General features: G+C 68.1%; 13 protein-coding genes. 12 read left to right on the forward strand and 1 reads right to left on the reverse strand.

Annotated features, from left to right (window positions below):
* The first annotated feature begins 3 nt into the window (after positions 1-3).
* From FZ983_RS02435 to FZ983_RS02465, 7 genes are all read left to right on the forward strand, one after another.
* Positions 4-972 carry an SDR family oxidoreductase gene (locus FZ983_RS02435; RefSeq protein ID WP_149222020.1) on the forward strand — a complete coding sequence of 323 codons (969 nt, stop codon included), beginning with the start codon at positions 4-6 and terminating at the stop codon, positions 970-972.
* Positions 973-1212: 240 nt separating this feature from the next.
* Positions 1213-2853 carry a PD40 domain-containing protein gene (locus FZ983_RS34975; protein WP_149222021.1) on the forward strand — a complete coding sequence of 547 codons (1641 nt, stop codon included), beginning with the start codon at positions 1213-1215 and terminating at the stop codon, positions 2851-2853.
* Between the two features lie 291 nt (positions 2854-3144).
* A complete protein-coding gene (locus tag FZ983_RS02445; protein WP_149222022.1) occupies positions 3145-3741 on the forward strand; it encodes a 50S ribosomal protein L25/general stress protein Ctc in 597 nt (198 codons plus the stop codon).
* Between the two features lie 90 nt (positions 3742-3831).
* Positions 3832-4404 (forward strand): aminoacyl-tRNA hydrolase, encoded by a 573-nt coding sequence (pth, locus tag FZ983_RS02450; protein WP_085089862.1) that lies wholly within the window; start codon positions 3832-3834, stop codon positions 4402-4404.
* A gap of 104 nt (positions 4405-4508) precedes the next feature.
* The gene (gene ychF, locus FZ983_RS02455; protein ID WP_149222023.1) at positions 4509-5609 is read left to right on the forward strand and encodes a redox-regulated ATPase YchF; all 1101 of its coding nucleotides are present in this window, start codon (positions 4509-4511) and stop codon (positions 5607-5609) included.
* A 148-nt stretch (positions 5610-5757) separates the two neighbouring features.
* Complete coding sequence (locus tag FZ983_RS02460; RefSeq protein WP_149222024.1) at positions 5758-7428, forward strand: Na/Pi cotransporter family protein; 1671 nt, start codon at positions 5758-5760, stop codon at positions 7426-7428.
* A 199-nt stretch (positions 7429-7627) separates the two neighbouring features.
* Entirely contained in the window at positions 7628-8500 is an 873-nt protein-coding gene (locus tag FZ983_RS02465) for an EAL domain-containing protein (protein ID WP_247883537.1), read from the forward strand.
* On the opposite strand, the gene FZ983_RS02470 is transcribed toward FZ983_RS02465, so the two are convergent.
* Positions 8448-8939, reverse strand: coding sequence for an NUDIX hydrolase (locus tag FZ983_RS02470; RefSeq protein WP_149222026.1), 492 nt, complete (start codon positions 8937-8939; stop codon positions 8448-8450). The genes FZ983_RS02465 and FZ983_RS02470 overlap by 53 nt on opposite strands.
* On the opposite strand from FZ983_RS02470, the gene FZ983_RS02475 reads away from it, so the two are divergent.
* From FZ983_RS02475 to FZ983_RS02495, 5 genes are all read left to right on the forward strand, one after another.
* The gene (locus FZ983_RS02475; protein ID WP_188092230.1) at positions 8938-9327 is read left to right on the forward strand and encodes a type II toxin-antitoxin system prevent-host-death family antitoxin; all 390 of its coding nucleotides are present in this window, start codon (positions 8938-8940) and stop codon (positions 9325-9327) included. The two genes, FZ983_RS02470 and FZ983_RS02475, sit on opposite strands and share 2 nt — an antisense overlap.
* Positions 9327-9740 carry a type II toxin-antitoxin system VapC family toxin gene (locus FZ983_RS02480; protein WP_149222027.1) on the forward strand — a complete coding sequence of 138 codons (414 nt, stop codon included), beginning with the start codon at positions 9327-9329 and terminating at the stop codon, positions 9738-9740. Before FZ983_RS02475 ends, FZ983_RS02480 begins: the two co-directional genes overlap by 1 nt.
* The gene (locus tag FZ983_RS02485) at positions 9737-10678 is read left to right on the forward strand and encodes a LysR family transcriptional regulator (RefSeq protein WP_149222028.1); all 942 of its coding nucleotides are present in this window, start codon (positions 9737-9739) and stop codon (positions 10676-10678) included. Before FZ983_RS02480 ends, FZ983_RS02485 begins: the two co-directional genes overlap by 4 nt.
* Positions 10679-10817: 139 nt before the next feature.
* Complete coding sequence (locus FZ983_RS02490) at positions 10818-12068, forward strand: MFS transporter (RefSeq protein WP_149222029.1); 1251 nt, start codon at positions 10818-10820, stop codon at positions 12066-12068.
* Positions 12069-12078: 10 nt separating this feature from the next.
* Positions 12079-12486 (forward strand): hypothetical protein, encoded by a 408-nt coding sequence (locus tag FZ983_RS02495; RefSeq protein ID WP_149222030.1) that lies wholly within the window; start codon positions 12079-12081, stop codon positions 12484-12486.
* The last annotated feature ends 1 nt before the right edge of the window (position 12487 follow it).

A 12487-nucleotide genomic window follows, 5' to 3' on the forward strand; every position in this document is an offset into this window, starting at 1 on the left:
AGGATGCAGGATCTGCAAGGCGCCGCCGTCGTGGTGGCCGGAGCATCGAGCGGGATCGGGCGGGCCACCGCACTGGCCTTCGCGCGCGAGGGCGCCCGGCTGGCGCTGGCCGCCCGCCGGGAGGAACTGCTGGAGGAGGTGGCGGAGGAGTGCCGCGGCCTGGGCGCCAGCGCCGTCGTCATCCCCACCGACGTCACCGATGCGGACGCGGTGAAGCGCCTCGCCGAGCGTACGGTGGAGGAATTCGGCTCCATCGACATCTGGATCGCCAATGCCGGCGTCGGCGCGGTCGGCCGTTTCGAGGACACCCCGGTCGAGGCGCATCGCCGGGTGATCGAGACCAACCTGCTGGGGCCGCTCCACGGCGCCCATGCCGTGCTGCCCCTGTTCCGCCGCCAGGGCCACGGCACCTTCATCGCAACCGTTTCGGTCGGCGCCTTCGCGCCCGCTCCCTATGCCGCGGCCTATGCGGCGAGCAAATACGGTCTGGACGGGCTGCTGGAAAGCCTGCGGGCGGAGCTGGTCGACAGCCCGGACCTGCATGTCTGCGGCGTCTATCCCGCCTTCACCGACACACCCGGCATGATGCACGGCGCCAACTACACCGGGCACGAGCTGTCGCCGGAAGGCCCGATCTACGACGATCCCGAGGACGTGGCGGCGACGATGGTGGCCGTCGCCCGCCGTCCGCGCGCCAAGGCGATGGTCGGGGCGCTGACGCCGCTGGCCCGGCTCGGCCACGCCGTGGCGCCGCGGCTGGTGGAGGCGGTGGCGGGCTATGGCGCCCACCGCCATTTCGACCGGCAGCCCCCGGCGCCGCACGACGACGGCAACCTGTTCCAGCCGGTGGAGAGGGGCCGCGACGTCACAGGCGGCTTCTACACCCCGCCGCCCGCCTGGGTCTCGCCCGTGCTGATGGCCGGCGCTGCGGTGGCTGCCTTTGCCGCCTACCGCGGCTTGCGGCGGCACTGATCGCACTTGCAGCTTCCGCTCGCACCGATCGGGATCGTCCGTAACCTTAAATTTCACCGCGCCGGAGGCTGCTTTCCGCTACAATCAATCCGCGAACAAACCTGCCTGATCTCGATCGGTGGCGGACGGTGACGACCGCGAATTGATGCCCGAGCGGCGCTGGAGAACGACGGCCCCCGCCACCCTTCGGAACTGCCACAACACCGAAGCCCCAGGAAGGGCACGGGGGGAGGGTACGCCATGCCTGCGACCACGCCTGCCATCGACATCGAACTTGCAAGTTCCGACGCGGAGGGTGTCGGGGGCAACTCCAACTCCTCCGCCCCGGTGATCTCCGCCGATGGAACCAAGGTGGTGTTCCAAAGCTCCGCCAGCGATCTTGTCCCCGGCGACACCAACGGCCAGTACGACCTCTTCCTGAAGGATCTGACGACCGGCGCCATCACACGGGTCAACACCGCCGCCGACGGCACGGTCGCCCAAGGCACCTTCTTCAGGTACACGTTGTCGTCCGATGGAACGACGGTGGCCTTCGCCAGCGATGCGGAGTTCCTCGTTCCCAACGACACCAACGGCACCTTCGACGTGTTCGTGAAGGACATGGTCACCGGGCAGGTGACGCTGGTCAGCCAGACCGCCGGCGGTGTCTCCGCCAACGGGTTCAGCACGTCGCCGGCCCTGTCCGCAGACGGCAGAATCGTGGCCTTCGAAAGCAGGGCAGACGACCTCGTGCCCGGTGACACCAACGGCCAGGGCGACATCTTCGTGAAAGACCTGTCCACGGGGGCCGTGACCCTGGCGAGCCTGACCGCCGACGGCGCCCAGACCAACGACTTCAGCGCCTCTCCGAAGCTGTCGGCCGACGGGTCGAAGCTGGTCTTCACCAGCGCCGCCACCAACCTCGTGCCCGGCGATGTGAACGGTGAGATGGACACCTTTCTCAAGGATTTGACCACGGGTCAGGTCACGCTGGTCAGCCAGTCGGCGGATGGAACCCAGCCGAATCGGCTGTCCGGCGGCATGGGCCTGTCGGATGACGGCAGCAAGGTCGTGTTCGTGACCGCCGCCGACAATCTGGTGCCGAACGAACTCAACGACACCGACGACGTGTTCTTGAAGGATCTGGCGACCGGCACCCTGACTCTGGTCAGCCAGACCGCCGCGGGCGTGCAGTCCAACGGCTGGTCGGGCGACGGGGACGTGTCCGGCGACGGAACGAAGGTGGTCTTCGTCAGCAGTGCCACCAACCTCGTGCCCGACGACACCAACGGACTGCCCGACGTGTTCATGAAGGACCTGACCAGCGGAGAGATCACGCTGGTCAGCCTGTCGCCGGACGGCCTGACCGGCAGCGGGGCCAATTGGGGCGATGCGGCGACCCTTTCCTCCGACGGCAGCCGCATCGCCTTCACCAGCGCCGCCCCCGACCTGTCGCCGGACGATGCCAACGGCCCCCTCCTCGACGTCTTCGTCGCGACGCTGGGGACCGAACCCGAGCCCGGCCGGAAGATCCGGGGCACGCGGCGGGCCGATACCCTGACCGGCGGCGACGGCGACGACACGCTCTGCGGCTGGTCGGGCAACGACCTGCTTGCCGGCGGGGCGGGAGACGACCTGCTGTTCGGCGGCCGCGGGAAGGACACGCTGACCGGCGGCGAGGGCGCCGACCTGTTCGTGACCGGCCGGGGCGGCGGCCGCGATCTGGTCACCGACTTCGATTTCGCGGAGGGCGACCGCATCGGCCTTGCCGGCAGTCTCCATTGGCGGGTCCGCTCCAACGTGTCAGGCGACGCGGTGGTCGATGTCAGGGGCTCCGGCAGCCTGACGCTGGCCGGCATCGCAGCGGACGAGGTCACCTCCGCATGGTTCACGGCGGTCTGACCGGAGGCACGTTTTCGTGGGATGCTTAAGCCGTCCCGTCAGCCATGGTATAGTGGACGGGTCAAGTCCTTGCCCGTGGAGGGCCCCGCATGCGCCGTCACCCACCCTGCGAAGTGAACAACTGAACAGGGTCGCGGAAACCGTTTCATACCGTTTCAAACGTTCCATCCGCCGCCTGTTCATGTGAAAATCCGCCACGCCCCTTGACGCAGCTCCCCGATTGCCGTAAGCACGCCGCGCACGCGTCGGCACCCCTGGAGGCCGGCGCCCTTTTCGTTTTGGAGCATCGTCATGACCAAGATCATTCCGCTCGGCGCTGAGACGCGCGAACGGGCCGGCAAGGGGACCGCCCGCCAGACCCGCCGTGACGGCCGCATTCCGGCCGTCATCTACGGTGGCAAGCAGGCTCCCCTGACCATTTCGCTCGAGAAGTTCGAGTTCACCCGCGTCCTGCATCAGCCGGGCTTCTTCACGCACCTGTTCGAAGTGACCGTCGACGGCGCCGCCCATCGCGTCCTGCCGCGCGACGTGCAGTTCCACCCGGTGACCGACGTCCCGCTGCATGTCGACTTCCTGCGCGTTTCGGCCGACACCCGCACCAACGTGCAGGTTCCGGTCGAGTTCGTCGATCAGGACAAGTCGGCCGGCCTGAAGCGCGGCGGCGTTCTGAACATCGTCCGTCACGAGCTGGAGCTGAGCTGCCCGGCCGACAGCATCCCCGAGAGCATCACGATCTCGTGCGAGGGCTTCGACGTCGGCGACTCGATCCACATCTCCTCGGTCAAGCTGCCGGAGGGTGTGACCTCGACGATCACCGATCGCGATTTCACCATCGCGACCATCGTTGCTCCGTCGGGCCTGAAGTCGGAAGAGGGCGCCGCTTCCTAACCGGAGCGTCCGTTCTTCGACGATGGGTACAGTGGGGGGCTTCGGCCCCCCGCTTCGTTTGTGGAGAGTGCTTTCCGAAGGGTGAGGGACATGCTGCTTCTGGTCGGATTGGGCAACCCCGGCAACGAGTATGCCCGCAACCGCCACAACATCGGTTTCATGGCGGTGGAGACCATCGCCCAGCGCCATCGCTTCACCCCGTGGAAGAAGCGCTTCCAGGGCCAGACCGCCGAGGGCACCGTCGCCGGCGACAAGGTGCTGGCGCTCGAACCCGCCACCTTCATGAACCTGTCCGGCCAGTCGGTGGTGGCGGCCCTGCAGTTCTACAAGCTGAAGCCCGAGAACGTCGTCGTCATCCATGACGAACTCGACCTGCCCCCCGGCAAGATCCGGGTGAAGAAGGGCGGCGGCCATGGCGGCCACAACGGCCTGCGCTCCATCGACGCGCATATCGGCAAGGAATACTGGCGCATCCGGCTGGGCATCGGCCATCCCGGCAACAAGGATCTGGTCAGCGGCTATGTCCTGCACGACTTCGCCAAGGCCGACCAGACCTGGATCGACCCGCTGCTCGACGCCGTCTCCGACAACCTCCCCCTGATGGTGGAAGGCCAGCCGGAGCTGTTCATGAACAAGGTGACGGTGGCGACGCAGGCGCGATAAGCCGCGGCCTGCCCGTCCCCTCCCCCACTTCGCGTTTGCGCTTTGGTCCCCATCGTAGGATAAAGCGCGTCAATTCCAGCATTTCCGACGGCGAGCACCCACCCATGGGCTTCAATTGCGGCATCGTCGGCCTGCCGAACGTCGGCAAGTCGACCCTTTTCAACGCGCTGACCGCCACCCAGGCGGCGGAGGCGGCGAATTTCCCCTTCTGCACCAAGGAGCCGAACGTCGGCCGCGTCAGCGTGCCCGACCCGCGGCAGGACAAGCTGGCGGAAATCGCCAAGTCGCAGAAGGTCATCCCGACCCAGTTGGAGTTCGTGGACATCGCCGGCCTGATCCGCGGCGCGTCGAAGGGTGAAGGGCTGGGCAACCAGTTCCTCGCCAACATCCGCGAAGTCGACGCCATCGTCCATGTGCTGCGCTGCTTCGAGGACGACGACATCACCCATGTCGAGGGCAGCGTCGATCCGCTGCGCGACGCCGAGGTGGTCGAAACCGAGCTGATGCTCGCCGACATGGAAAGCCTGGAACGCCAGCTGACCAGCCTGCAGAAGAAGGCCAAGGGCGGCGACAAGGACAGCAAGATCAAGGCCGACCTGATGGAGCGTGCCCTCAAGGTGCTCCAGGACGGCAAGCCCGCCCGCGTGGTCGAGGTGTCGGACGAGGAGCGGCCGGTGTTCAAGCAGTTCATGCTGCTGACCGCCAAGCCGGTCCTCTATGTCTGCAACGTGGAGGAGGCGTCCGCCGCCACCGGCAACAGCTTCTCCGCCAAGGTCGCCGAAAAGGCCAAGGCCGAGAATGCCGAGGTCGTCGTCATCTCCGCCGCCATCGAGTCCGAGGTCGCCCAGCTCACCGATCCGGCCGAGAAGGCGGAATTCCTGGAATCGATGGGGCTGGAGGAAACCGGCCTGAACAAGCTGATCCGCGCCGGCTTCAAGCTGCTGGACCTGATCACCTTCTTCACCGTCGGCCCCAAGGAGACGCGCGCCTGGACCGTGCGCCGCAACGCCAAGGCCCCGGAGGCCGCCGGCGTCATCCACACCGACTTCGAACGCGGCTTCATCCGCGCCGAAACCATCGACTACACCAGCTACGTCACGCTGGGTGGCGAGCAGGGGGCGAAGGACGCCGGCAAGATGCGCCAGGAAGGCAAGGAATACGTCGTCCAGGACGGCGACATCTTCCACTTCCGCTTCAACGTCTGATCGGACGAGGTTTGAGGGGACGGGGGCGTAACAGCCCCCATTCCACCTCCGCCGTCACCCAACTGTCATATTGTCGTAACAATCCGCACGCCCCACCCTTCAGTTAGGGGTGCGGCCTGACCGCCCCCGATCCGACACAGGGGGTGCGATGCAGGCGACGCGGGTGCTGCTGGAACTGGCCGGGAACGTCGTGCTGCTCCTGTGGGGGCTGCACATGGTGCAGAGCGGGCTGACCCGCGCGCTGGGCGGCGACCTGCGCCGCATCCTGGGGGCGGGGCTGCGCAACCGCTGGACCGCCTTCCTGTCCGGCATGGGCATAACCATGCTGCTGCAGAGCAGCACCGCCACCGGCCTGATGGCGACAGGCTTCACCGCCAACGGGCTGGTGTCGCTGATGCCGGCGCTGGCGGTGATGCTGGGGGCCAATGTCGGCTCCACCCTGATCGTCCAGGTTCTCGCCTTCGACGTCGCCCATGTGGCGCCGGTGCTGCTGCTGGGCGGCTTCCTTGCCTTCCGCCGCGGCAGCCGGACGCGCAGCCGCGACCTGGGCCGGGTCGCCATCGGGCTGGGGCTGATGCTGCTGTCGCTGCACCTGCTGCTGGCGACCATCGCCCCGGCGGAGAACGCGCCGATGCTGCAGCGGATGCTGGGCATGCTCACCGCCGATCCGGTGGTGGCGGTGCTGCTGGCCGCCATCCTGTCCTGGGCCGCCCATTCCAGCGTCGCCGCGATCCTGCTGATCGCCTCACTGGCCGGCGGCGGGGTGATCGCGCCGGAGGCGGCGGTCGCCATGGTGGCGGGCGCCAACCTGGGCAGCGCCGTCAACCCGGTCATCGAGGGACCGGGCGGGGACGGTCACAACCCGGCGGCCCGGCGGCTGCCGGTCGGCAATCTGGTCAACCGCGTCGTCGGCTGCCTGATCGTCGTGCCGCTGCTGGGGCCGATCACCGCCGGGCTTCAGACGGTGTCGCCGGATGCCACGCGGCTGGCCGCCAATTTCCACCTCGCCTTCAATCTGGCGATGGCCGCGCTGTTCATCGGCCCGCTGCCCTGGTTCGCACGGGTCCTGACCCGGCTGTTCCCGGAGCGTGTGGCCGTTGCCGACCCGGGAATGCCGCTCTACCTCGACCGCAGCGCGCTGCGCGTCCCCCACCTCGCCATCGCCAACGCGGCGCGCGAGGCGCTGCGCATGGCCGACACGGTGGACAGCATGCTGCGCGGCGCCCTGGACGTGCTGCACAGCGACGACCGCAAGCGGGTGCAGGAAATCCGCCGGATGGACGACGTGCTGGACCGACTGCACGACGCGATCAAGCGCTACCTCACCCAGATCAACGTCGAGGACCTCGATGAGCAGGATGCGCGCCGGGTATCGGACGTGCTGACCTTCACCATCAACCTCGAACATGTCGGCGACATCGTCGACCGCAACCTGATGGAGGCCGCGTCGAAGAAGATCCGGCGCAAGCTGCGCTTTTCCACCGAAGGGGCGGCCGAGATCGCCGGCATGCTGGAAAGGCTGAGCGAAACCCAGCGGCTGGCCGCCGCCGTCTTCGTGTCCGGCGATATCCGCTCCGCCCGCGCGCTGATGCGCGAGAAGGAAGTGATCCGCGACCTGGAGACCAGTGCCACCGAAGCGCATTTCGCCCGCCTGCGTGCCGGACGGACCGAAAGCGTGGAGACCAGCGCCCTGCACCTGGACATCCTGCGCGATCTGCGCCGCATCAACGCCCATCTGGTCGCCGCCGCCTACCCGGTGCTCGATCAATCGGGGGAGCTGCTGCCCAGCCGGCTCAAGCATGGGGCAACCCGTGGGTGAGGTCCCGACCCAAGGATGGAGTGCGGCAATGCCTACGCTTCGCCCTTTTCTTGTCACCGCCCCAGCAACGTTAATCCTTTCGTAACCATATAAAATTCGTCAAGCTCTTTCGCGACATGGTTAACAAATCATTGCTGTGGTTGTTATGCCAGGGAGAGCCGGGCAGCGACCGGCAAAGGTTGGCGGAATGGAGCGGACGGTGGCGAACACGCACGCGACGTCGAACGGGCCCGATACGCCGGGGACATCCGACGCCGGATTCGTCGAGCGGGTCCGCGACGCCATCGACCGGCACGAGCTGTCGCTGGTCTTCCAACCGCAGGCCGACGTCTTCACCAACCGCCTGACCGGGTTCGAAGTTCTGTCGCGCTGGCGCCTGTCCGACGGCACCATGCTGCCCCCCGACGTCTTCGTGCCGATGGCCGAACAGGGCGAGGCGATCCACCTGCTGGGCGAATGGACCCTGCGTGCCGCCTGCACCGCGGCGGCCGGCTGGCTTCGCGCCGGCATCGTCGACGTTCCGGTGTCGGTGAACCTGTCGGCCCGTCAGCTCGACGATCCGGGTCTGGTGCTGAAGGTGCTGGGGATCCTGGGAGAAACCGGCCTGCCCGCAGCCAACCTGAAGCTGGAGCTGACCGAAACCGCAATGTTCAGCCAGACCGCCGACGCGCGCGAGGCCCTGCTGCAGCTGCGCGGCGCCGGAATCCGGATGGTGCTGGACGATTTCGGCACCGGCTGGTCGTCGCTCGCCACCCTGCGGCGGGTGCCGGTGGAAGCGCTGAAGATCGACAAGCAGTTCGTCCAGGCGATGGTGGAGGACCGCGACGCCGCCGCCATCGTCCAGGCGGTGGTGGCGCTTGCCCATGCCCTCGACCTCGGCGTGGTGGCGGAGGGGGTGGAGACGGCCGAACAGCGCCTGTACCTTCAGGCCTACCGCTGCGACACGCTGCAGGGCTATTGGCTGTCGCGCCCACTGACAGCCGATGGCGTGGCGGAGTTCCTGGCCGAACGCAGCGTCGTCATCGGCCTGAAGCCGGGCGGGCCTTCCGCTGTTCCGCCGACATCAGGATGATCCGCCGGGTCTCGTCCCACTCCGTCAGGTCGCCGGCCTCATCGGCGGTGGCCCAGCAGGCTTCCAGCGCATCGTCGGCGCAGATCGGATCGCCCTCCGCACTGTCCGCCGCCACCTCCACCAGCGTGTAGTGGTAATGGACGCGGCCCTCGGCATCGGGGGTGATGGCGTCCACCACGGTGACGATGCCGGTCGGCACCACCTCCAGTCCGGTTTCCTCCCGCACCTCGCGGATCGCCGTCTCGAACACGGTCTCGCCCACCGACTGCGCCCCGCCCGGCAGGCTCCATTGCCCCAGCCGCGGCGCCTTGCCCCGGCGGATCAGCAGGACCCTGTCCCCGCGCCAGACGACAACCCCCACCCCCACCCAGGGACGGTCGGGATATTCGCGGCTGGAACGGTCGGGCTGGGTGGCGGTCGGATCAGATGATGCGGTCATGAGCCACAGCCTAGCGCACCGCTTGACAGCATGTCACCCCGTCCCGAGAATCACCGATATGGTGACGGAGTGCGGAGGGCAGGCGATGGGCGTTCTATACTCGAAGGCCGACGATCCCGGTCTGGATGCAGCCATCGAGCGTGCCCTTGCCGAAGGGCCTTTGACCATTGTGCGCCCCGGCAAGCCGTCGATGGTGATGCTGTCCGCCGCCGACTACGAACGGCTGCGCGGGGAGCTTGCCGTACCGTCCTCGCCAACGCCCAGAAATTTGATCGAGGCATTGCTGCGCCCTGTCGACGCGGCGGATATCGACCTCGATGATGCGATCGGCGGACGCCATGGACCGGAAACCCGCAAGCCGGTGGATTTCGGTGCAGATGCGATCTGATGGCATACCTGCTGGACACCAACATCCTGTCCGAACCACCTCGGCCAAGGCCCAGTCCGCAGGTGATCGGCTGGCTGGAGCAGCTTCCGCCTTCAGAGGCCTTTGTCAGCGTCGTCAGCATCGGAGAGATCCATCGCGGGATCGCCAACATCCGCCGCAGCGATGCCGCCAAGGCGGAGCAGCTTGAAACCTGGATAATGGGTGTGGAAGCCTGGTCGGACCGCATATTGCCGGTTTCGCTGACGGTGGCGACCATCTGGGGACATCTTCGCGATGCACATCGGAACTGCGATCCGGTGGACGCCCTGATCGCAGCCACCGCCCAGGCGCACGGGCTGACAGTCGCCACACGCAACACACGCGATTTCCAAGCCTTCGGCATTCCGCTGCTGAACCCGTTCGAGGCCCCATGAAGCTCAACGAAATCCGCACCTTCATCGCCGTGGCCGATGCGCAGTCGGTGCAGGAGGCCGGCAACCGGCTGGGGCTGACGCAGTCGGCGGTGTCGCGGCTGATCCAGCGGCTGGAGGCGGAACTGGGCGTCGTGCTGTTCGACCGGCAGACCAAGCCGCTGGCGCTGACCCGCGACGGGGAGCTGGCGCTTGCCCATGCGCGGCGCATCCTGGCGGCGGCCAGCGACTTCGCCGACGCTTTCGCCGGGTCTGCCGAACCGCGCGGGCTGCTGCGGCTGGGCGTGGCGCATGTGCTGACCGCGCTCGCCGCCGGACGGCCGCTGGACGATCTGCGCGCCGGCTTTCCGGGCCTGACGCTTCGTCTGCATTCCGACTGGAGCAACCCGCTGATCGAGCAGGTCCGCGCCGGTACGCTCGACGGCGGGCTGATCCTGATGTGCGAGGAGCAGACGCCGCCCGACGATCTGCCCGCCCGCCGGATCGGGACCGAGGATGTCAGCATCGTCGCCTCTCCCGACCGGTCGGTCGGCGCCGATCTGGCATCGATGAACGAACATGGATGGGTGCTGCAGCCCAACGGCTGCCGGTACCGAGAGGCGCTCCACCAGGCGCTGGCGCCGCTGGGACTGCAGCCCAATGTGACGGTGGAGGCCTACGACCAGAGCCTGCTGGTGTCGCTGGTGGCACGCGGCGTCGGGTTCGGACTGGCGCCTATGGGCCTTATCGCACCGATCCCCGGTGCCGCCATGGTCCGGCCGGTCGATCTGCCTGATTTTCGGATGTCGGTGACCATCTGGCTGATCCAATCGCGGACGACCGGACGCATCGCCCCGGTGTTCGACCGGCTGGAGGATGCGCTGCGGCGCGAGTTGGCCGCCGCTCAGCCGGTGAACCAAGCGATGGAGCGGGTCGCCTTCCTGCATTCCGCCGCGGAATGACCCGGTTACCGATTATGAATTTGCCGAACTGTTGATGCCCGCCTATCGTCGGTGACAACACAACACCACGATGCGCAACCCCGCGGCACGCGGTTCCGCAACACCGGCGCGCGACGCCGGCCCCTTCCGGGAGGACGCCTTGACCACCGCCACCCCCGCACCGGCGCCCTCCTGGAGGACGCCAGCACTCGTCGTCGTCTGCGGCTGCCTGATCTCGATGCTGGCCTTCGGACCGCGGTCCAGCATGGGCCTGTTCATCGGGCCGCTTTCGGAAACCCGCGGCTGGGGCCGCGACGTCTTTGCGCTGGCCATGGCGATCCAGAACATCCTGTGGGGCGCCGGCGGCCCCTTCGCCGGGGCGCTGACCGACCGCTACGGCCCCGCTCCGGTGCTGGCCGGCGGCGGGCTGCTGTATGCCGCCGGGCTGGCGCTGATGCCCTATGCGACGACCAGCGTCGAACTGTACCTGACGGCCGGCGTGCTGATCGGGCTGGGGCTGTCGGGCGCGTCCTTCGGCATCATCATCGCCGGCTTCACCCGGCTGCTGCCGCCGGAACAACGCAGCTGGTCGGTCGGCATCGCCACCGCCGCCGGATCAATGGGCCAGTTCCTGTTCGCGCCGCTGGGTCAGGCCTTCATCGCCGGCTTCGGCTGGCAGACCGCCCTGCTTCTGCTGGCGGCGTCGATGATCGCGGTGCCGCTGCTGGCCGGCGTCTTCCCCGGACCGAAGGGCATGACGGCGAGCGGCACCCCGGCGGTGACCGGCGCCAACATCGGCTACATCGCCGCGGTGCGCCAGGCCTTCCAGCACCGCAGCTATGTGCTGCTGGTCGCGGGCTTCTTCGTCTGCGGCTTCCAGCTGGCCTTCATCACCACCCATCTGCCGCCCTACCTGACCGAGGCAGGCATCAGCGCGTCGCTCGCCGCCTGGGCGCTGGCGCTGATCGGCCTGTTCAACGTCATCGGCTCCTACGCGTCCGGCGTGCTGGCGGGCAAGGTCAGCAAGCGCTACCTGCTGTGCGCCAACTATTTCTCGCGCGGCATCGCGACGGCGATCTTCATCCTGCTGCCGATCTCGCCGGCGACGGTGATCGTCTACGCCGCGGTGATGGGGCTGCTGTGGCTGTCCACCGTGCCGCCGACCTCCGGCCTCGTCGCGCTGATGTTCGGCACCCGCTACATGGGCACGCTCTACGGCTTCGCCTTCTTCAGCCATCAGGTCGGCGGCTTCCTGGGCGTTTGGCTGGGCGGCGTCCTGTACGAGCGCACCGGGTCCTACGACGTCGTCTGGTGGCTGGGCGTGGCGCTGGCCATGTTCGCGACCATCGTCCACTGGCCGATCGCCGAGAAGCCCGCCCCGTCGCTGGCGGCGGCCGAGGCGAAGGCGTAAGGTAAATCCCATGAGCGACCGCCCCGCCCCCTCCTCTTCCGGACTCCCCATCGGCCACGGCCTTGCCGCGGTACTGTTCGGCGGCGTTCTGCTGGTCTGGGCGGGGCTGATGGGGCTGTCGCTGCAACGCGCCGCCCTGCCCGATGCGACCGACGGCATGATGCTGGCGGTCTTCTCCCCCGGCACCAGCGACGCCGAGGCCATGGCGGCGATGGTGCGGGCGGGGGGCGAGCCGGTGCGCTCCACCTGGCTCGGATTCGCGTGGGTCGCCCGCGGGACGGAGCCCGGATTCGTCGGCCGGCTGAAGGCAGAGGGCGCGCTCGGCGCCTTCGGGGAGCTTCCGGTCGGGCCGACGCTGGGCGGCTGCACCGCAACCCCGGTCGATACCGCCAAGATCGCCGCGACCCGCCTGCAATAGG

This window comes from Azospirillum sp. B21 (genome assembly GCF_008364825.1).
Classification (GTDB): domain Bacteria; phylum Pseudomonadota; class Alphaproteobacteria; order Azospirillales; family Azospirillaceae; genus Azospirillum.